The 19,802-nt window shown below is 49.3% G+C and carries 23 protein-coding genes, 3 pseudogenes and 1 riboswitch; of the genes and pseudogenes, 17 read left to right on the plus strand and 9 right to left on the minus strand.

Going from position 1 to position 19,802, the window contains the following annotated elements; all coding sequences use genetic code 11:
• Positions 1 to 55: 55 nt before the first annotated feature.
• From QRY16_RS01565 to QRY16_RS01575, 3 genes are all read right to left on the minus strand, one after another.
• Positions 56 to 949: an SDR family oxidoreductase gene (locus tag QRY16_RS01565; RefSeq protein ID WP_289775400.1), complete on the minus strand. Its 894-nt coding sequence runs from the start codon at positions 947 to 949 to the stop codon at positions 56 to 58.
• 223 nt (positions 950 to 1,172) lie between these two features.
• Positions 1,173 to 2,171, minus strand: coding sequence for a LacI family DNA-binding transcriptional regulator (locus tag QRY16_RS01570; protein WP_289775401.1), 999 nt, complete (start codon positions 2,169 to 2,171; stop codon positions 1,173 to 1,175).
• A 24-nt stretch (positions 2,172 to 2,195) separates the two neighbouring features.
• Positions 2,196 to 2,435, minus strand: coding sequence for a hypothetical protein (locus QRY16_RS01575; RefSeq protein ID WP_193404152.1), 240 nt, complete (start codon positions 2,433 to 2,435; stop codon positions 2,196 to 2,198).
• Here QRY16_RS01575 and QRY16_RS22165 point away from each other — a divergent pair.
• From QRY16_RS22165 to QRY16_RS01620, 9 genes and pseudogenes are all read left to right on the plus strand, one after another.
• A pseudogene (locus QRY16_RS22165) lies at positions 2,423 to 2,779 on the plus strand (iron ABC transporter substrate-binding protein); the annotation flags it as partial. The gene QRY16_RS01575 and the pseudogene QRY16_RS22165 sit on opposite strands and share 13 nt — an antisense overlap.
• A 2-nt stretch (positions 2,780 to 2,781) precedes the next feature.
• Positions 2,782 to 3,141, plus strand: a pseudogene (locus QRY16_RS01585) (ABC transporter permease subunit); the annotation flags it as partial.
• Positions 3,138 to 4,193, plus strand: coding sequence for an ABC transporter ATP-binding protein (locus tag QRY16_RS01590; RefSeq protein ID WP_289775403.1), 1,056 nt, complete (start codon positions 3,138 to 3,140; stop codon positions 4,191 to 4,193). The pseudogene QRY16_RS01585 and the gene QRY16_RS01590, both read left to right, overlap by 4 nt.
• A gap of 24 nt (positions 4,194 to 4,217) precedes the next feature.
• Positions 4,218 to 5,015 carry an inositol monophosphatase family protein gene (locus QRY16_RS01595; RefSeq protein WP_193404155.1) on the plus strand — a complete coding sequence of 266 codons (798 nt, stop codon included), beginning with the start codon at positions 4,218 to 4,220 and terminating at the stop codon, positions 5,013 to 5,015.
• A 379-nt stretch (positions 5,016 to 5,394) separates the two neighbouring features.
• Positions 5,395 to 5,889: a (2Fe-2S)-binding protein gene (locus QRY16_RS01600; RefSeq protein WP_289775404.1), complete on the plus strand. Its 495-nt coding sequence runs from the start codon at positions 5,395 to 5,397 to the stop codon at positions 5,887 to 5,889.
• Positions 5,882 to 6,874: an FAD binding domain-containing protein gene (locus QRY16_RS01605; protein ID WP_289775405.1), complete on the plus strand. Its 993-nt coding sequence runs from the start codon at positions 5,882 to 5,884 to the stop codon at positions 6,872 to 6,874. Before QRY16_RS01600 ends, QRY16_RS01605 begins: the two co-directional genes overlap by 8 nt.
• Positions 6,871 to 9,258: a xanthine dehydrogenase family protein molybdopterin-binding subunit gene (locus tag QRY16_RS01610; protein WP_289775406.1), complete on the plus strand. Its 2,388-nt coding sequence runs from the start codon at positions 6,871 to 6,873 to the stop codon at positions 9,256 to 9,258. The genes QRY16_RS01605 and QRY16_RS01610 overlap by 4 nt, the downstream gene beginning before the upstream one ends.
• A gap of 68 nt (positions 9,259 to 9,326) precedes the next feature.
• A complete protein-coding gene (locus tag QRY16_RS01615) occupies positions 9,327 to 9,893 on the plus strand; it encodes a nucleotidyltransferase family protein (RefSeq protein WP_193404159.1) in 567 nt (188 codons plus the stop codon).
• Positions 9,890 to 10,858, plus strand: coding sequence for an XdhC family protein (locus QRY16_RS01620; protein ID WP_289775407.1), 969 nt, complete (start codon positions 9,890 to 9,892; stop codon positions 10,856 to 10,858). Before QRY16_RS01615 ends, QRY16_RS01620 begins: the two co-directional genes overlap by 4 nt.
• 79 nt (positions 10,859 to 10,937) lie before the next feature.
• Here QRY16_RS01620 and QRY16_RS01625 read toward each other — a convergent pair whose 3' ends face one another.
• The 6 genes and pseudogenes from QRY16_RS01625 to QRY16_RS01650 all read right to left on the minus strand — a co-directional run bounded on the left by QRY16_RS01625 (position 10,938) and on the right by QRY16_RS01650 (position 14,646).
• Entirely contained in the window at positions 10,938 to 11,873 is a 936-nt protein-coding gene (locus QRY16_RS01625) for an ABC transporter substrate-binding protein (RefSeq protein WP_193404161.1), read from the minus strand.
• A 25-nt stretch (positions 11,874 to 11,898) separates the two neighbouring features.
• The gene (locus QRY16_RS01630; protein WP_289775408.1) at positions 11,899 to 12,660 is read right to left on the minus strand and encodes an ABC transporter permease; all 762 of its coding nucleotides are present in this window, start codon (positions 12,658 to 12,660) and stop codon (positions 11,899 to 11,901) included.
• Complete coding sequence (locus QRY16_RS01635; protein ID WP_289775409.1) at positions 12,657 to 13,397, minus strand: ABC transporter ATP-binding protein; 741 nt, start codon at positions 13,395 to 13,397, stop codon at positions 12,657 to 12,659. The genes QRY16_RS01630 and QRY16_RS01635 overlap by 4 nt, the downstream gene beginning before the upstream one ends.
• A pseudogene (locus QRY16_RS01640) lies at positions 13,394 to 13,621 on the minus strand (thiaminase II/PqqC family protein); the annotation flags it as partial. The pseudogene QRY16_RS01640 and the gene QRY16_RS01635, both read right to left, overlap by 4 nt.
• A 26-nt stretch (positions 13,622 to 13,647) precedes the next feature.
• Positions 13,648 to 13,750: riboswitch (TPP riboswitch) on the minus strand.
• Between the two features lie 307 nt (positions 13,751 to 14,057).
• The gene (locus tag QRY16_RS01645) at positions 14,058 to 14,252 is read right to left on the minus strand and encodes a hypothetical protein (protein ID WP_289775410.1); all 195 of its coding nucleotides are present in this window, start codon (positions 14,250 to 14,252) and stop codon (positions 14,058 to 14,060) included.
• Positions 14,253 to 14,439: 187 nt separating this feature from the next.
• Positions 14,440 to 14,646, minus strand: coding sequence for a hypothetical protein (locus tag QRY16_RS01650; RefSeq protein ID WP_017898684.1), 207 nt, complete (start codon positions 14,644 to 14,646; stop codon positions 14,440 to 14,442).
• A 129-nt stretch (positions 14,647 to 14,775) separates the two neighbouring features.
• Between QRY16_RS01650 and QRY16_RS01655 the strand changes: the two genes are divergently transcribed.
• The 8 genes from QRY16_RS01655 to QRY16_RS01690 all read left to right on the plus strand — a co-directional run bounded on the left by QRY16_RS01655 (position 14,776) and on the right by QRY16_RS01690 (position 19,777).
• Entirely contained in the window at positions 14,776 to 15,891 is a 1,116-nt protein-coding gene (locus tag QRY16_RS01655; protein ID WP_289775411.1) for a phage/plasmid replication domain-containing protein, read from the plus strand.
• 16 nt (positions 15,892 to 15,907) lie between these two features.
• Positions 15,908 to 16,201 carry a DNA-binding protein G5P gene (locus tag QRY16_RS01660; protein ID WP_289775412.1) on the plus strand — a complete coding sequence of 98 codons (294 nt, stop codon included), beginning with the start codon at positions 15,908 to 15,910 and terminating at the stop codon, positions 16,199 to 16,201.
• A gap of 2 nt (positions 16,202 to 16,203) precedes the next feature.
• Positions 16,204 to 16,302: a tail virion protein G7P-2 gene (locus QRY16_RS01665; protein WP_252096105.1), complete on the plus strand. Its 99-nt coding sequence runs from the start codon at positions 16,204 to 16,206 to the stop codon at positions 16,300 to 16,302.
• 91 nt (positions 16,303 to 16,393) lie between these two features.
• Positions 16,394 to 16,621 carry a major coat protein gene (locus tag QRY16_RS01670; RefSeq protein ID WP_017898686.1) on the plus strand — a complete coding sequence of 76 codons (228 nt, stop codon included), beginning with the start codon at positions 16,394 to 16,396 and terminating at the stop codon, positions 16,619 to 16,621.
• A gap of 73 nt (positions 16,622 to 16,694) precedes the next feature.
• Positions 16,695 to 18,005, plus strand: coding sequence for a hypothetical protein (locus QRY16_RS01675; RefSeq protein WP_289775413.1), 1,311 nt, complete (start codon positions 16,695 to 16,697; stop codon positions 18,003 to 18,005).
• Between the two features lie 2 nt (positions 18,006 to 18,007).
• Positions 18,008 to 18,349, plus strand: a complete 342-nt coding sequence (locus QRY16_RS01680) for a minor coat protein (RefSeq protein WP_059689572.1) — start codon at positions 18,008 to 18,010, stop codon at positions 18,347 to 18,349.
• Positions 18,349 to 19,413, plus strand: coding sequence for a zonular occludens toxin domain-containing protein (locus QRY16_RS01685; protein WP_289775414.1), 1,065 nt, complete (start codon positions 18,349 to 18,351; stop codon positions 19,411 to 19,413). Before QRY16_RS01680 ends, QRY16_RS01685 begins: the two co-directional genes overlap by 1 nt.
• Entirely contained in the window at positions 19,394 to 19,777 is a 384-nt protein-coding gene (locus QRY16_RS01690; RefSeq protein WP_289775415.1) for a hypothetical protein, read from the plus strand. Before QRY16_RS01685 ends, QRY16_RS01690 begins: the two co-directional genes overlap by 20 nt.
• The last annotated feature ends 25 nt before the right edge of the window (positions 19,778 to 19,802 follow it).

Below are 19,802 nucleotides of genomic sequence, written 5' to 3' on the forward strand. Positions count from 1 at the left end.
TGTAAGAAAAGATCAAAAAAGTAGCCGCATTAAGCGGCCACAGAAGGGGAAAAGATTACAGCGTGCCGGTGCCCCCATCGGTGCACCATACCTGGCCGGAGGTATAACTGGTTTCGGTTGAGGCCAGGGTGACATAAAGCGGCGCAATTTCAACCGGCTGGCCTGGACGACCGAGCGGTGCTGAAGCGCCAAACTGCTTAACTTTCTCCTGGGGCTGGCCGCCGCTGGATTGTAATGCGCTCCAGAACGGTCCTGGCGCGACGGAGTTGACGCGAATGCCTTCTTCACCTAACTGCTTCGCAAGCGCTTTAGTGAAGGCGACAATTGCCGCTTTGGTCTGCGCATAATCCAGCAGAATTTCACTGGGCTTAAACGCCTGAACGGAAGAAGTATTAATAATACTTGCGCCACGCGGTAAATAATCGACAGCGGCTTTGGTGATCCAAAACATGGCATAGACGTTAGTTTTAAACGTCGCGTCGAAATCTTCGGTACTCAAGGTACGAATGGACTCATTAAATTGTTGGCGTCCAGCGTTATTCACCAGAATATCCAGACCCCCTAATTGCTCGACAGCTTCTTTAACCAGTTGCTGGCAAAACGCTTCTGTCCGAATATCACCTGGCAGCGCAATCGCTTTACGTCCTTCAGCCTGAATCAGCTTAATAACTTCTTTTGCATCCGATTCTTCTTCAGGCAGATAATTAATTGCCACGTCTGCGCCTTCACGTGCGTAGGCAATGGCAACCGCACGGCCAATACCTGAGTCTCCCCCGGTGATCAGCGCCTTGCGGCCGGTAAGACGGCCACTGCCGCGATAACTGGTTTCACCATGGTCAGGAACCGGTACCATTTTTCCTGCTAAGCCTGGCGGATTTTGCGGTTGTTCTTCAAAAGGTGGTTTAGGAAATTCATTCAAATCGAGGATCTTGTTCGTTGGCGTTGTCATCTGTAGCTCCTTGAACATTGTTATCGGAAAATATAAGTCTGGCATAAAGGTGATATTTGTCACATCTAAACGCTGACTATTTAACCAGGGAGCGAAAACTATTCAGATAATAACGAAAGCAAAGCAAGCATAATGGCGGGGGAAAACGGAAAGCTATTTAATTTGCGGGAAAAGTTTCTCCCGCAAATTAAAATGCCGGATAACACAATTTTTAAAAGGCGATTTATCCGCCACGTACTGAACTGCGCCATTTCACCTCTGCCTGATAAATGCGACATGTTTGCTCTTGCTCAGTATGGAGCTGTAAGGTGTGATCCTGGCGTTCAGTACCAATCAGCCATTGCACGGCATCGCGCGCGAACTGCTCAACCGGCTGGGCAAAGGTGGTGAGATTGTAAGACGACCAGCCTGCCTGCGGGATGTTGTCGTAACCTACGATGCATAAATCTTCCGGTATACGCAGCGAAAAGCGATGCCGGGCTTCATCCATAAAACCACAGGCAATAAGATCGGTGACACAAAATACCGCATCAGGACGATCGTCACGCGTCAGCAAGCGATGCGCGAGGATTTGCCCGCTTTCATATGAGGTGGAACCAAAGCGTTCTACCGTTACCGCCAGTCCTGCTTTATCTGCGGCGGCAAGAAAATCTTTTTCACGCTTTATCAGGCTGGGCGTGCCGGCTAAAGAATTAGCAAAAGCAAGATGACGACAACCTGCGCGTAAAAAAGCTTTCAGCGCCATGTCGGCAGCAGCGCGGGAATCAAGATTAATGCTTAACGAGCCCGGCAAGGCTTCATCACGGTTGATCAGGACCAGATGTTGACCATGCTTCGAACAAAGCCGTGTAATGGCGCTGTCTGGCATACCAGAAAGGATAATTGACGCATCGGCACGAAAGTTAATGGCCTGCTGTAAGGCAGCAGAAACGCTGTGATCGGAGCGATCGGTGTTAATCAGCATGGCGATTTTGCCCGCTTCCTGCAGGCACTGCGTTAGCCAGCGCACCAGATTAGCACGGTAGGGCGTATTCACTTCCGAGGCGATAAGGCAAATGATACCGCTACGATTACGTACCAAACCGCGCGCTAAATGGTTAACGTGATACCCCAGTTCTTCCGCTGCTTTTAATACGCGCGCACGCGTTGCCGCTGAAACACTCGCTCCTGGTGTATAGGTCCGGGAAACGGCAGAGCGGGAAACGCCTGCTCTGTTCGCCACATCTTGCGCGCTTACCCCCCTTTATCATTGTTCATTTGCCTTTTCCATACCACCCACGGAATGGAGTGAGTCTGCCTGAGATTGCAAAGCTGTGCAAAAAATATTTAGCACGTAATGTTTCAAATTTGTGACGCCGCCTAACAATTGCACAACAAGCAGATTGACAGGGTGTTTGCGCTTCCTTACTAATTTGCACACACGTGCAAAAACAGGCGCCAGTGAAGCGCCACCCGAAAAATCAGGAGAATAAAATGCGTTACTCATCGCTCGCCGCCGTAATCGTTCTGAGCTGTACGACATTGCCCTTTGCCGTTCATGCCGCAGGTAATCTCAACATGATTTGTTCCGCAGACGTGGTGGTTTGTGAGCACATGACGCGCATTTTTAGTCAGTCGCATTCCGACATTAAAGTCAATATGGTGCGACTGTCAGCGGGTGAGGCCTAGGCACGCATTCGCAGCGAGGCACGCAATCCCAGAACGGATATTTGGTGGGCCGGAACGGGCGATCCGCATATGCAGGCCGCGGAAGAAGGGCTGACGCAGCCGTATAAATCGCCTCTGCTTGACCAGCAGCTGGACTGGGCGAAAAAGCAGTCTGAGATTTCAAAATAACCCTGGGTGCCAACAGTTTTCGCACCTTGCGCAAAGTTGTGCTTCCGCTGCTAAAACCCGCCATCAGCGCTGCTCTGGTCTATGCCTTCGTGCGCGCCATCACCTCGATTAGCGCCGTCATTTTTCTGGTCAGCGCCCAGTACAATATGGCGACCTCGTATATCGTCGGCCTGGTCGAAAACGGTGAATATGGCGTTGCGATTGCGTACTCCTCGGTGTTGATCGTGGTCATGCTGATCATCATCGGCGCGTTTCAGCTACTGGTCGGTGAGCGTCGATTGCGCCGTGCCAGCCGCACGATTGATATTCCCACCCCCCCTAATTCCACCGCCTTAACCCAGGAGAGAGCCGTATGATTTCGCCAGGTTCAGTTGTGTTTGAACATGTCGCTAAGCGTTTTGCGGATTTTACTGCGCTGCCCGATCTCTCTTTAACTATCGAGGCGGGTACGCTGGTCACGCTGCTGGGGCCTTCCGGGTGTGGCAAAACCACCACTTTGCGGCTATTAGCCGGGCTGGAGCATCCGACATCGGGCCGGATTTTAATTGGGGGTCGGGATGTTACCCAGCTACCCGCCAATGAAAGAGACGTGGCGATGGTTTTTCAGTCTTACGCGCTATTTCCCCATATGAACGCCCTGGACAATGTGATGTACGGGCTACTTTCATCCGGCATCACCAAACGGGAAGCGCGGGATCGCGCCCGTGAAGGATTAAAGCTAGTGGGACTGGAACATCAAGGGCTGCGGCTGCCGTCAGAATTGTCAGGCGGACAACAGCAGCGTATTGCGGTTGCCCGTGCTTTGGTGCTGGAGCCGCAGGTACTGCTGCTGGATGAGCCGCTATCTAATTTGGACGAGCGCCTGAGAAGGCGAGTACGCACCGATATTCGTGATTTACAGCAACGGCTGGGCTTTACCGCTGTGTATGTGGCTCACGATCAGGAAGAGGCGCTGGCAGTATCCGATAAAATCATTGTCATGAAAGAGGGCGATATTGCTCAGCAAGGCGCGCCGGAGGAGCTTTACCACTCGCCCAGCTCAGTATTTATCGCGGATTTTATGGGGGAAGCCAATATCGTGCCGTGTGAAGTTGAACGTCTGGATGGCAGCGATGCTCTGGTAAAAGTCGGCAGCCAGCAATACCGCATACGCGGTTCGGTGGCACAGGCCGGTGCAGCCCAGCTTGCAGTGCGGCCGCAGTTTATCACGCTGCGTGGTGAAGGGCCGGGCGCATTGAAGGGAGAGATCACCCACAGCACCTGGCTTGGCGATCATATCGAATATGAAGTTCAAACCGAGCTGGGATCACTATTTATTATCGACTCGATGATGGAGCAAAGGCTGCCGCTATCGACAACCGTTGCGGTGGATTTCAAACCGCAGGGGCTTGCCCTGATCGCCCGTTAATTCGGTTTATTACAAGGACAACTTATGGAACAACAGCAAACAGATTTACTCAGCCGTCTGACGTTAGCCGAAGAAGTCGCACGGAGCGGAGGTGCGATGGCGTTGAACTATTTTAATCAACGCGAAACGCTGGTAGTGGAAACCAAATATGATTTGCAGGATGTCGTCTCAATTGCCGATCGGGACGTTGAGCAACTCATTGCTGCTCGTATTCGAGAAGCGTTTCCAGAAGACGGTTTCCTGGGCGAAGAGTATGGTTTTCAGCCAGGAAGCACCGCCTACACCTGGGTGGTTGATCCCATTGATGGCACCAGCCCGTTTTTAAATGGCATGCCAAACTGGTGCGTATCTGTGGCAGTGCTGCACGAAGGCGTGCCGGTTATTGGCGTGATTTTTGCGCCTTATTATCAGGAATGTTACGTTGCGGCGCAGGGCAAAGGGGCGACTTTAAATGGCCGAAAACTGCAGGTCGATGCCACCCGGACGTTACAAAATCACGTCACCGGTTTTGGGGCTAACAGCTACGTCAGCCCGGAAAAAGTTGGCGAGATTCTGGCGTCATTACTGGCAGAGGGCGGCAATTTTATTCGTATTGGTTCTGGTGCGCTTATGCTGGCCTGGGTAGCAGCAGGGCGCGTTGTCGGTTATTACGAACCTTATATGCATGCCTGGGATTGCCTGGCAGGTTATTGCCTGGTGAAAGAAGCGGGCGGTTGGTGTCACCCGTTTAATACTGAAGGCGAACGCCTCAACAAAGGCGCTCAGGTTCTGGCGGTAGCACCTGGGGCAGAAGCCGATTTACGGCGTATTGCCGGGCTGTAATGAGACGCAACGCAGACATCTGAAATCGCCTGCGTTGCCGGTTATCATTCCGCTTGATCTCTCTGTCCAGGCTTCATCCTTTTCACTCTTTGTGCGATCACGCCTTTTCTCATCCATTTATTAGTGAGCTAAACAGGCTCATGAATCAATTGGCATAATGGTTTTAGAAATTTCTGTTAGGATTTTTATAACACACCGTAAATAGTGTGGTTTTTATTCTGCCCGCAAAAGGCTGGAATCGCATCCTTCGCTGGCGGCGTTTAAGGCGCAAGCCTGGATGTTTCTGAGTTTTGCTTGCTGGTGTCGTCGTTTTACATTGCGGCAATGATAAAGACATCAACTGGCTTGATCTTTCCCTTCACTGGAACAGGTAAAAGCAATGTCTGAGAAAATAACTATCCAACTGGTTATCAATGATGAAACGCAGCGCCTGACGATTGATCCAAGGGTCACGCTGCTGGATGCGCTTCGTGAGCATCTTCAGTTAACCGGCACCAAAAAAGGCTGCGATCAGGGCCAGTGTGGGGCCTGTACCGTGCACCTTAACGGCCAACGGGTGCTGAGCTGCCTGATGCTGGCGGTACAGGCTCAGGGCGGCGAGGTGACCACAATCGAAGGATTAGCCGATAGGCAAGGCAATCTCCATCCGGCGCAGGCCTGTTTTATGGCTAACGATGCTTTTCAGTGTGGTTACTGCACACCGGGCCAGATTATGTCTGCTGTCTCCTGTATCAAGGAAGGGCACGCGGGCAGCGAGGCGGAGATCCGTGAATACATGAGCGGCAATATCTGCCGCTGCGGCGCTTATCCCCATATCGTCGAAGCCGTTAAACAGGCCGCCACAGAAATGTCAGGGGATGCGCATCATGAATGAATTTACCTTCAAAACGCCGGACTCTGCCAACGAAGCCGTCAGGCTGAACGTTGCTGGCCCCTCCCGATTTCTGGCGGGCGGTACAACGCTACTTGACCTGATGAAATGCAATGTCGAAACGCCACAGCAGCTAGTGGATATTTCGCGTTTAACCACACTGCGCGAAATTAACATTAACAGCGGAACCCTGCGCGTCGGCGCATTAGTGCGCATGAGTGAATTAGCGGCGCATCCTGATTGCCAGCGCCAGGCTCCGGCCATTTACGAAAGCCTCTGGCAGGCGGCTTCACCGCAGATTCGTAATATGGCGACCATTGGCGGTAATTTGCGCCAGCGCACGCGTTGCGCCTATTTTCGCGATCCTGAAACCTTTCCTGCCTGCAATAAGCGTCATCCGGGTTCAGGCTGTTCAGCCATTGACGGCATCAATAATGGCCATGCCATTTTAGGCGCCAGCGAAGCCTGTGTAGCGGTATACCCTGGCGACCTGGCTGTTGCGTTAACGGCTTTTCAGGCGCAGGTGATTTTACGCAATGCCCAACAGCAGGAACGCCGCGTACCGGTTGAAAAATTTTACCTGCTGCCGCGAGATACCCCCGATCAGGAACATGATATTGCGGACGATGAAATGATTGTGGCGGTGGAAGTGCCATTAACACCAGCCCTGGTTCAGTCTCATTATTTGAAGGTGCGCGATCGCGCCTCGTATGAATTTGCCGCGGCCAGCGCCGCTGTTGGGCTTGAGATGCAAGGGGAAACCATCAAAGACGTGCATATTGCTTTAGGTGGCGTCGCGACTATCCCCTGGCGCGCTTATGAAGTTGAAGAGGCGCTACGCGGTAAAACACTCAATGAAACCCTGATTCGCCAGGCTGCGGAACGGGCGGTAACCAATGCCCGTGCGTTGTCGCATAACCACGCCAGAATTATTCTTGTACCGCGCGTCATTAGTCGGGCCTTGTTAAGCGTGGGGAAACTGACATGAAAAACTTTACCGACAAAACGCGACGAAATCTGCTTAAAGCCACTGCTGCAGTTTCTGTTGCCGCCGCTGGAGGTCTACAAGTGAAAAACACACACGCTGCTCAGCAAAAACAAGCGCCTGACTGCGCTCAAAATCATTCTCAACACGGTCTGGGCGCTGTGCCGCAGCGGAAAGATGGCACGCTCAAAGTTAGCGGCCATGCGAAATACGCAGCAGAATATCAGGTTGATAATCTGCTGTATGGCGTGGTTGTACAATCGACAATCTCCAGCGGTCGCATGACTGGAATGGATACGCAAGCCGCTCGCAATGCCGAAGGCGTGGTCGCCGTCTATTCCCATCTCAATAGCCTGAAGATCAATAAGCCAAAGGCAATAGCCGAAGGCGGGGCGGCGCAGTCAACGTATACGCCGATCCAGAACGATCGCATCATCCACAACGGGCAAAATATTGCTTTGGTCGTGGCGCACACGTTTGAGCAGGCTACGTATGCGGCCTCTTTGATCAGGGTGGAATACGCTGAAACGCCTGCACTGATTTTTCCTGAAGACAACGGGGCAACGCCGCAGGATCAGTCGTCGCTGACTATCACGCTTGGCGACGCAAAACAGGCGATGGAAACCGCAGAAGTCAGGATCAGTCAGAAGTACGCTACGCCGCGTGAATATAATCAGCCGATGGAGCCGCACGCCTGCATTGCTCACTGGCAAGACGACAGGCTGACGGTATGGGAACCCAGTCAGTGGGTGTCTGGCGCACGTAAGGAAATTGCTGACTGGATGGGCATTGAAAGTCAAAACGTTGAAATCATCTCACCGTATGTCGGCGGAGGATTTGGCTCAAAAGCATCACCGGCCACCCATGTTGCCTTAGCCTGTGCCGCATCACGCGAGCTGAAACGTCCCGTGAAGGTTTGTTTAACGCGTCCGCAAACTTTTACGGGCTTTGGAGGCAGGGCATCCACGCATCAATCTCTGGAGATGGGCGCCACGCGTGAGGGCAAAATCCTTGCCATTATTCATGACGGATATAACGAGACTTCGCTTGATGATGTGTTTGCCGAGGGCACAAATCACGTCACTGCCCGGATGTACAGTATTGAAAACATTACGTCGCATCACCGCGTGGTGCCCATCAATACGGTAACCCCTGGCTGGATGCGTGCGCCGGGGGAAAATCCCAGCGCGTTCAGCCTCGAAGTCGCCATGGATGAAATGGCTTACGAGCTCAATATGGATCCACTGACGTTGCGCCTGAAAAACTGGGCAGCTCATGATTATCAGATGAAAAAACCGTGGAGTTCTCGTCAACTGAAAGAGGCATATCAAAAGGGCGCTGAAGCTTTCGGCTGGAGCAAACGGAGCATGGCGCCACGTTCAATGCGCCAGGGCCGTGAACTGATCGGCTGGGGAATGGCATCAGGGACCTATCCGGTCAGCCGACAACCCGCTGAAGCGGAACTGGTTTTACAATCGAACGGACAATTGACTGTAAAAAGTGCTGGTGCGGATATTGGCACCGGCACTTACACCATTCTGGCGCAGACGGCTGCCGATGTACTGAAGATTCCGCAAGATCGCATTAGCGTAGCATTGGGCGACACCCGGCTTCCGCTGGCAGGGGTGGCAGGGGGGTCGCAGCTAGCGGGCAACCTGACGGCGGCGGTATTTAAGACCGCCGTGGCATTACGTGAGCGGCTGTTCACGCTGGCAACGGAGACGCAAGGTTCGCCGTTGCACGGCACACCACGCGACAAACTGGTGATAACGGATAACGCAGTCATTATGTCGATGCGTCCCAACCGTAAAGTCACGCTCGAACAGCTGTTGCAGCTGGTGGGTTTACCCGCGTTGAATATAACCGCCAACACCTTTGAAAAAGATGTTTCTGCCGAAGAGCGTAAGAAGTTAATCAGTACATTAAGTACCATCACTCAACCTGAAGACGTTTCAGCGCATAGCTGGAGCGCGCTGTTTGTCGAAGTTGCCGTAGATGAAGATTTCGGCACGGTTCGGGTTAAACGTCTGGTTGGCGCATTTGACAGCGGGCGACTTTACAACCCCACCCTGGCGCGCAGTCAGTGGATCGGCGGAATGGTCATGGGGATGAGTCAGGCGTTACTGGAGGAGGGGCAGATCGACCCGCGCAACGGTCGGGTGATTAATAACAACCTTGCCGATTACCGGATTGCCGTAAACGCGGATGTGCCAGAAATTACGACCATTGACGTCGGGCAACCCGATTACAAAGCCACCGTCATGGGCGGCAAAGCGGTTGGTGAACTGGGCATTGTCGGCATGGCAGCCGCTATCAGCAATGCTGTTTTTCATGCAACCGGTAAGCGGATACGCGATTTACCCATCACGATGGATAAACTGATTTAAACCCAGAATCGGCGTGCAGGGCTGTATCGTCTGCGCGCTTTTCTTATGGCAAAGCCGGTGCGTAATTAATGAAATGTGCAATCCTGGTAATGGCAGCCGGTTTTGGTCGGCGTTTTCGCGAGCAGGGCGGCGGGCAAAAATTACTGGCGAAAATTCGGGGGTTACCGATATTGAGCCATAGCTTAAATCAGGCGCTGGCAACGGGCGCAGATGTTTTCGTGGTTACCCAACCCGAAGATCGGGCGATTCACTCCCTGCTAAGCGGCTGCCAGCCGGTTTATTGTCAAAGTCGCGGCTTAGGTGAATCGATTGCTGCGGGTGTACACGCAGCGGCGACTTATGACGGCTGGATCGTTGCGCTTGGTGATATGCCGTGGCTGAAAACGTCCAGTTACCTGGCGGTGATGGATGCATTACGGTCCGAACAGGTTGTTCGCCCCTGGGTGAATAACCAGCCGGGACATCCGGTAGGTTTCAGCAAATTTTTTTACTCACAGCTGGTGGCGTTGGAACACGATGAAGGCGCCCGCTCGCTGCTGACAACGCATCCCGCAACGTTACTTCCTTTAGACGATCCGGGTTGCCTGAGCGATGTCGATTACCCCGCCAGTTTAGCGTCAGGGAGAAATGCATGATTACGCTTGACCAACGCGTGATAGACAGCGCTTTACGCTGGCTTCAGTCATCGCAACCTGTTTGGCTTTGCACGGTTTTGCATACTTATGGCTCATCGCCGCGGGCGCCCGGCACGATGATGGCCATCAACAATCAGGGAGACTCTTGCGGTTCGCTGTCTGGCGGCTGTATTGAAGAGGATTTCCTCCAGCAGCTGGCCAGCGGGGCTTATCGGAACAGCAGTCAAATCGTACGTTATGGCGAAGGCGGATTGCGTCCCAACGTCGAACTACCGTGCGGCGGCAGCGTGGATGTACTCATCGAATATCTGCCTGTTGATACTGCCAGTGCAGAACTCCTGAGCGCTATGCACGCCGCGTTATTCGGTAAACACTATCTGGTAAAAAAATTGCAACCCGGCCAGCGCGCGCAGTGGGAATGCTTTCCTGCGGATACGGTATTACCTGTGCTTTCCCATTCCCAGGAAGAAGTGGTGATCCCGGTTGGCGCGATCCCACAATTACTGATTGCGGGTTATTCAGTGGTGGCTTTTGAATGCATTCGTTTAGCGCTAATTCTCGGTTTTAAGGTGACGGTATGTGAACATCGAGCCAGTCAGCTTGCAGAAATTGAACAGCAATTTGGTACGGATCTTAACGTCTGTATCGTGCCGCAACATCCGGCAAAATGGCTGGAACAGCATAAAATTAGCAGCAAAATGGCCATTCTTTCACTGACCCACGATCCGCGTATTGATGAGCTAACTATGATGGAGGCCGTAAACACGCCCGCTTTTTATCTTGGCGTGATGGGTTCGGCCCGCAACAGCGCCAAACGACGCCAGCGATTAGGTGATATTGGCGGCCTGAGTGACGCAGAACTGAGGCGAATACAGGCCCCGGTCGGTATGAAGATTGGCAGCAAAACCCCTGCTGAAATTGCTTTATCGGTGATGGCAGATGTGGTGAGGGCGAAAAACCTTTAAGGCCTGCGGTGTGGCTGAATTTGATTGATAGCAAGCCCGCGTTAAGAGGCGGGCTGAACATTAAGCCGGATCCTTTCGATTAATGAATTTCCGTTGCGTAATTTTTTACGGGCGTTATTTTTCTGATGAGTTTGTTATCAAATAAAAACTGCTCATACGCCTGATAACGCGCTGTATCCAGTTTTGCCGGATGAGTGGCAAATAAGGGCAGCGATTTTATCCATGCCTGATGATTTAATTCAGTGTTTAATTCAGGATGCCGGCTGGCAAAAACTTTCCAGCTCTCTTCAGGATGCGCCTGGAGATACTCGGCTCCTTTTTCCAGTGCGATAAGGAATTTTTTAATCTTTGGCTCGGCGACCGCATCACGATTAGCCACAATGATTAATTCATCATAAGCGGGCACGCCGTAATCTTCGACATTCAGCACCATCGGATCTTTGCCCTGCAGCTTTATTTCCAGCGCTTCAATATTTCGATAACCGCCGATGACCGCATCCACTTTACCGGTCAATAACGCGCTGGTGAGCTGAAAGTTAACGTTAATCAGCTTTACCGCATCAGCATTAAGATTGTCATGCTTCAGCATAGTTGCCAGCGTGGCCTGCTCAATACCGCTAACGGAATAACCTACCGTTTTACCTTTGAGGTCGGCTGGCGATTTTACATTTTTATCCAGCGTGATAACTGTATTCAGCGGCGTGTTGATCAACGTACCAACCCGCACCAGGGGTAAGCCTTGATCGGCGAAAAAGTGGATCTGTGGTTCGTAAGTAATGGCCAAATCGGCCTGTTTTGCCGCAACCAGGCGAGGCGGCAAAGCAGGATCGGATGGCGGGACGATTTTTACATCCAGCCCTTGTGCTTTAAACGCACCAATCTGTTCGGCCACCATAATCGGGGCGTGATCGGGATTAATGTACCAGTCGAGCATCAGCGTCAGTTTTTCATTGGCGCTGGCCTGAGTGACGAAGGCCGCGCTGAATAACACGCCCTTTACTAGCGGTCTGAACATGTTTTTACTCTTATTGTTGAGGTTATTAATCATTTTCCGGCATCCAGTTGATCAGCCGGCGCAGCAGGGCATCGATTACCGCCCAGAGGAAAAGGGTCATCAGCACCAAAATAAATAACGCGGCAAAACAAATATCACTTTGCATGCGAGCATTCGCATTGAGCATGACGTAGCCCAGTCCTTCAGCCGAGCCGACCCATTCGCCAATAATCGCGCCGATTGGCGCGACGGCCGCCGCCATGCGTAAACCTGAGCCAAAGGCCGGTAAGGCGGCCATGATCCGCACGTGGCGTAACAGGGCAAGCGGAGAGGCGCGCATGGTGCGCGCTAAATCGAGGTAATCGTTGTTAACACGGCGCATACCGTCGAAAAAAGTGGACGTCACCGGGAAGAAAATGACCAGCACCGCCATCACGACTTTGGCGCTCATACCAAAACCAAACCACAATACCAGCAGCGGCGCCAGGGCAAAGACGGGAATGGCCTGGCTAGTCAGCACCAGCGGCATCAGCCAGCGTTGCAAGCGCGGCGAAAAAATCATGCCCAGTGCCAGGCCGCATCCCAGCAGTACACCAATCGCTAATCCGCTGGCAATTTCTGACAGCGTAATCAGGCTGTGATAAGCCAAAAACAGACGGTTGTTCCACATCGCCTGGATCACCGACGAAGGCGAGGGCAACAGGAATGCGGGAATGCTGTCGCTAAGGGTTGCCAGCCACCATAATGCCGTCAAACCGATAAACACCGTTAATCCGCGGCCGAAACGCGTGCCGGTACTCTGCTTCATCCTGCCGCCTCGAGTAGCTGTTGTAACAGTTCGCCCTGGCTTCGCATCAGTTCAGGATCGTCAGGGGCGCGAGGTGGCAACCCTGCGATGTTATGTGAATCATCAATGCCTGCCGGATACGGTGAGAGCACCAGCAGCTGGTGACTCAGGCGGCAGGCTTCCGCCGGGTCGTGGGTGATCAGCAGAACCGTATGTTCTGCCAGAAGCTCCGCCGCTAACGTCTGAATTTGTGTTCGGGTAATGGCATCCAGCGCCGAGAAGGGTTCATCCATCAGCACAATCGGCTGGCGCTCGTACAGCGTGCGTGCCAGCGCCGCCCGTTGCCGCATACCGCCGGACAGCGTCGCGGGCAGCGCATTTTCGTAACGATGCAACCCTACGCGTTCAAGTAAGTGCCTGGCCCAGTCCCGATCGGGCCTTTCACCACGCAGGCGAGCGCCGAGTGCGACATTCTCAATCACTGTCAGCCACGGATACAGCAGATCTTTTTGTCCCATCCAGGCGATGCGATCCGTTAAAGGCAGATCATCACTGCCAGTGACGGTGCCGGATGTGGGTTGTGACAGCCCCGCAATAATCCGCAACAGACTGGTTTTGCCTGCACCGCTGGCACCTAACAGCGCAACGAACTGACCGCCGCTGATAGTAAGATTCAGCCGGTTAAAAATGATGTGCTGGCCGAATGTCAGGCTGAGATCTCTCACCTTAATGCCAGGCGGTGTGCTGCGTAGGCTCATAAGGAACTCAACCCGTTTGTGGCATTTAATCCCATTTGCCAGAATGCGCTTTCTAACTGGGTCGCAGTGGTAAAGATGTTGGCTAATGCGTCAAAACGGCCTTCACCGCCGCGCTGGCGGGCAATGGATTCAAACAGCTCCAGCGAAGCCTGTACGCCCGCCAGATAGCTTTCATCACCGTAGTTTTGCATCCAGGCAGCATAAGGATTCCCGGCCATTACCGTCTGAGATAAGAACAGGCATTTGCTGAGTGCGATTGCCAACCCGTCCCTTCGCTGGCATGACCCAGATCAGGTTCAAAGGGTTCGGCTTTCGCCGTCTCAGCCCATTACAGGACGCCCCTCGGAGACACTTTTTATACGTCAAATAATTGTTAAATTCAACGTAAGGATAAATTCGCCAAGGCAGACGCTCCAGCGACGCAGACGTTTTTCGATTACACAGCCTGAATGACGGCGTAGCTTTTCGACATGGTTAACAGCATCAGCAGAGAGCAGCCAGATAAAGTGACAAACTCGCCGTATGTCCAAAAGTGGCATTATCAAATTGGACTCCCAACCAAAAGGCGCATAATGTCACACACGTTATGTTGAAAAGGCCGCTGCGAAAATCGCCTCCGCAGCGGCCTCTTTAGCATAACGTCATTATGCGCATCAGAGCTTATTTACTGGCTTCTACCTTCTCAAGAAATGCCAGAACTTCGCCAATTTTGTAGCCTTTTCCGGTCTTCTCGGGTAGTTCTATTCCATTGAATAAACGTCCGTTTTTTTCTGCTTTGATGATATCCATTTCTCTGACTTTAAGCATTCTTGCCAGGTCTTTCTCATTAACTTTCAGGTTTAGTGTTCTGGCCATTCTGTTTTCTCATCTGTCAATGTAATGAGCTTGTTAACACTATTGTGACTTTTCGTCTGTCCAGTGGAAGCTTACCGCTATATCAATTCTGACGTCACTGCTCAATATTTCACCGCGAAGCGGTTCGGGGTTCTGTGACACCCGAACTTTACCGTGGTTTCCCACGGTTTTCGCACTGCGTAGTGCTTCATTTTTTCCCCACGCCGGTAGACGTTTTTGTTGATGATTTCAGGTCTCTGACAGCCTCTTTTAGATACTCATCCATGAGATAGAACGCCATGTCAGTCCATTTCACCATGCGTCCGGTGGCATAGCTGACTTCAATAGCGGCTTTCTCCAGCTCCATTTTACGTTCTTCCGGTACTCGCAGGGACGTGTATTTTTTCTCAGCCATAAATCTAGTCTTTGTGTGTTTTGGGTTCATGCATGTTAGTTACATTGTATAAAAATAGCGATGCACTCTTGTATGCATGTGCCTGTTTGTTGTATAAGGTATCCAAATATTCTTGCATACATGGATGCTATGTTTTTCGATTGGTTGAGTATTGAGCAGGATTTTGGCTATCAGTTGCCCATCATCTCTGACGTAGCTTATCAGCGCATTCACCTTGAAAGCGGGGAGGCTGGCGCATTATCTCAACCAACCTTCCAACATCGTGGATCTTTCTGTGATGTTGTCTCGATCTCGATCCGTGGTTCACTGTTAAAAATGACAGGAAATCCGTCCCGCTGGGGACGTCTTGATAATCTCTTTGGGCTTCCAACTGTAGATGCTTGCGTCATGGTATTTAATCAGATTCTAACTGAACTGAAATTACCATTATTTACCAGGTGTACAAAGTTGATGCCCGGACAATCTAAAGAGAGTGAAAAAGCTCATTTAATTACTGATGGCGCTTTAATTAAAGAACTGCATATAACATCAAACAAATCAGTAGGGAAGGGAAATGAGGATGATTATATATCAGGCATTTCTACTCAACCTTACAGGAATAGTATTCCACGGTTGCATTCCAATGGAAAATCAGTTGACTGGCTTTCAAAAAAAGGCAATGTCAACCTTATATACCCAACAGTATATAACAAAGCACATGAACTTGAGTTACATAGCCTTGTGAAAATTAAAAATAAATTCTCAGAGAATTCAAGGGAATTTCATTACATAAGTGATGTTATAAAATATTGTAAAGAGAATGGTATTGTCAGGTTTGAACAAAAATTGAAGTCTCGGTTTCTCCAAAAACAATCTCTGTGTTATTGGGGGCTTTCTGATTATTCTTTGTTAAATAAGTTACATTCTGAATTTCTTGAGCTTGATGAAAAGTTATCGGTGAATGCTATGGACTTTGAAACTATTAGTGAACATCTTGTTAGTCGTGGTGTTGTTGACACTACTCGTGCAGCTAATACTACAGCCATGTATGCTATTCAATGGTTTCACGGCCATATTTTTGATTTAAATAAAAAGCAAGTCCAAACACATCGAGCAAGGTTAAGGAAGATTGGTATTGATATTGCACAGAAATGTAATATCTCTAAATTTTCTCCTGTTGTTGTCAAGCAGACAAGAGAAATCAAAGTGTCTGACTGCGTTATTCCATCATGGTATTTAAAACCATCACATCTGCGTGTGGCTTAATTTAAAAGGTGTTTATATGAGTAGTGATTTAGGAAATTTAGAAACGACAGTTACCGGGAAAATTAAACGTTTTAACAGTAGTGGTGGTTTCTATTACACAACAGTCGTCTCCCCGGCTGCTGATGCTTACAGCTTTCCTCCTGTAATTCGCGTCAAATCAAAAAGATCCTTAGGCCGTGTTGGCGAGGAAATTGTTGACGTTCCATGCCGTGTAACGGGGTACGAGCGCAGCTTCCCTTACACTGACAAGCAAACTGGCGAGCAATCAAAAGGTTACAACGTTGATATGCTGCTTGAATTGTTGGAGTGATTATGGGAACGACAGATTTCCAATCCCTTTATCAACTAATCTTTAACGCCGGGCTTGTAATTTGCTTCGGCCTCGGCGTTATAAGTGGTGGTCAAAGATGAGTGATTTATCTTATTTCTTTGCTGCTTATTGTATCGGCTGGGTGATTTCTCACTCCATCCTTGTGTTTAAAAAACTCTCTGAGGTTTCAACATGAAAAAATCTGTTATTTCTAAAATCGTTGCAGGTTCAACTCTGGTAATTGGTTCTTCAGCTTTTGCTGCTGAAGGTGATGCTACCTCTCAGGCGAAAGCTGCTTTTGATTCTCTCACCGCACAGGCTACAGAAATGTCCGGTTACGCCTGGGCATTGGTTGTATTAGTTGTTGGTGCAACCGTGGGAATCAAACTCTTTAAGAAATTTGTTAACCGCGCATCTTAATATTAGCCTTTCTTTTACCTGCCAACACCGTTAATTAATGGGTGGCTCATGCCACCCCTTTTAGGCATTAAAAATGAAAAGATTACTTCCATCTTTATTACTTGCATCTTTTTTTGCAAATGCTGTGACTGATGACGAATGCCGTGCAAAACCAGATATTGACGGTGCGATGGCAAATGTTTGGAAAGACAGCAAAACACTTGACCGTTATGCTAATTTTGAAGGGTGCCTTTGGAATGCCACTGGCGTAATTGTTTGTACAGGTGATGGTAATCAATGCTTCGGAACATGGAAACCTCTGGGCGTAGCTATTCCGGAAGGTGGAGGGGGTGATGGTGGTGAAACTGGCGACGGCTCCGGTGGTAATAATGAAGGAGGGGGCGGAGCAGGCGGCGGTGGTGACGGTAATACTGGCACAGACCCGAAACCCGGACACACATATGTTAATCCTTTAGATGGAACATATCCGCCTGGTACCGAACAAAATCCGAATAGTCCAAATCCAACACTATATAGTGAGCAACCATTAAATACATGGATTTTTCAGGGGAATAGGTTTGTAAATAAACAAGGGGCATTAACCGTTTATACAGGTTCTGTATCTACAGGCACAGACCCCGTTGTAACTAAAATTCAATATACGCCAGTTTCCTCTAAAGCTATGTACGATTTATTCTGGAATGGTAAGTTTCGGGATTGTGCTTTCCATTCAGGATTTAACGAAGATCCTTTTGTTTGTGATTATCAAGGCCAGCCATCCGAAATTCCTCAACCTCCAGTTAATGGCGGCGGTTCAGGTTCTGACGGTGGCGGCTCCGATGGTGGTTCCGGTGGGGGCGATGGTGGTTCCGGTGGCGGCTCCGATGGTGGAAACACAGGAGGTGGTGACGGTGGCGGTTCTGGCGGAGGCTCAGGAACCGGAGATTTCGATTATGACCGTATGGCTAAGGCCAACAAGGACGCTATGACGGAAGAATTCGATTCTTCTGCAATTCAGTCTGATATTTCCTCCTCTTTGGATGGAACAGTCCAGAGCCTTACAGACTCTGTAAAAGGGCTCTCTGACAGCGTTGGCGGCCTTCTTGGGGCTGGTACTCCAGTATCTCCGGAGTTTTCTGGTGCATCTGCTGATATGCAAAAAATTGGCTCTGGTGACAGTTCACCATTGCTGGATGCTTTTACCAAAGGAAAGTTATTTCCTTCATTACCATCGGCAAAACAATGTACTCCCTTTGTTTTTGCTGCCGGAAAGAAATATGAATTCACTATAGAGTGCAAATATATTGATATGTTTAAATCTGTATTTGCTTTTATTCTTTATTTCTGGACGTTTGTTACCGTTTACGATTCATTTGCCGGGATACTCAGAAAAGGTAAGGAGTAATTATGCCAGCGTTTTTAGGATTGCCTTTGCTTGCGCGCTTTATTGGGTGGCTTGCGGGGGCTTTAATCGGTTATTTTGCAAGGTTTCTTACTTTAGGTATTGCACGTATCGCACTTGCAATAACACTTTTTCTGGCCTTAATCGTGGGACTCAATCAGTTACTGGTCTCTTATTTGTCTGATTTGGTTGCAGCATTGCCAGCAGAAATATCAGATGCAATAGCTTATATCATTCCTTCGAATGCGTTGCCTTGCCTTTACGCGATTTTTTCATTGAAGGCTGCAATTTTTATATTTGATGTAAAAGACCGTATTATTGGTTATCTTGACTGGAATAAATCGTAATGGCTGTTTATGTCGTGACAGGTAAACTAGGTGCAGGTAAAACACTTGTTGCTGTTGGGAAAATACAGGATAAGATTGTTTCCGGCTGTAAGGTAGCAACGAATCTTGACTTACGCATACATAAGTTACCTCGCGTCGGTATTTTTGCCAAAACGCCTAATGTAGTTCGTATACCCGACAAACCTTCACTGGATGATTTATTAGCCATAGGGAAGGGTAATGATAGTTATGATGAAAATAAAAACGGCTTACTTGTACTTGATGAATGCGGAACATGGTTTAATTCCCGCTCATGGGCTGATAAAGAACGTCAGGCAGTTATCAACTGGTTTTTACATGCCCGTAAACTTGGATGGGATATTATTTTTCTCATTCAGGACTTATCAATCATGGATAAACAAGCCCGTGTTGCTCTGGCGGAACATGTTGTTTATTGTCGTCGTCTGGATAAAATCACAATTCCTTTTATAGGTACAATTTATAGCCTTATGACGGGGTGTAAATTGCCTTTGCCAAAAGTGCATGTTGGCATCGTTAAATATGGTGACTCGCCTCAGTCAATGACAGTAGAACGCTGGACATATACCGGGCGTGACCTCTATCAGGCTTATAATACTAAACAGGCATTTTCAGATAGTTACGAGCACTCTTCGTTTTCATATTTACCTCCTTTTTTATCACATGGACGCTACGCCACCAAAAGAGACTCAAGGTTTTATATGACACTTACTAAGGTTTATTTCAGGAAGTATTCGAGGGTTTTGTGTTTCATTTTTGGCGTATTTCTCGCGTTTTTATATTCATTTATTACCCGCAACGACACTCCTGTAATTATCGAACAACAGGCATCCCAACAGATTAATACTCAAAAGTATAATATTTCAGAATTTAAAATCACCTCATCGTATCGACTTTTGAATACAGTCAGTTTTGAGTTTATGGATTCAAAAAAGAATAAATATACATCTGAGGATTTAAAGAAAGACGGTTATAAAATGGTTTTCATCGATTTGTGTAATGTGGATTTTGTTAAAGGTGGTAAACATGAAAAAGTTACTTGCTAGTATTTTATTGATTTTGACATTTTCAGTTCATGCAATTCCTGTAGAGCTTAACAATGTACCGCTTCGGGAGTTTGTATCATGGTATTCTAAGGTTTCTGGTCAACCAGTTATTGTGTCGCCTGATGTGAAAGGGGAAGTGACTGTTTATTCTGCTGATGTTAAAAGAGAAGAATTACCACAGTTCTTTGTTTCTGTACTTCGTGCAAATGGCTACGATTTAAGTAATGGTAATCCGGGCGTTGTTCAGAAGTACAGTTCACGCTGTCAATACCGATCGAATTCTGACCCACCCTGCCAAAGTAAAACTGACCCACCCCCTTTGAATCATTCGAGCGTTGTTGCTTTCGTTTTCTTCTGGAGTTGACCGCTTTTCAGCTTATCTTTCAGTC

This window comes from Mixta mediterraneensis (assembly GCF_030283135.1).
GTDB classification, from domain to species: domain Bacteria; phylum Pseudomonadota; class Gammaproteobacteria; order Enterobacterales; family Enterobacteriaceae; genus Pantoea; species Pantoea mediterraneensis.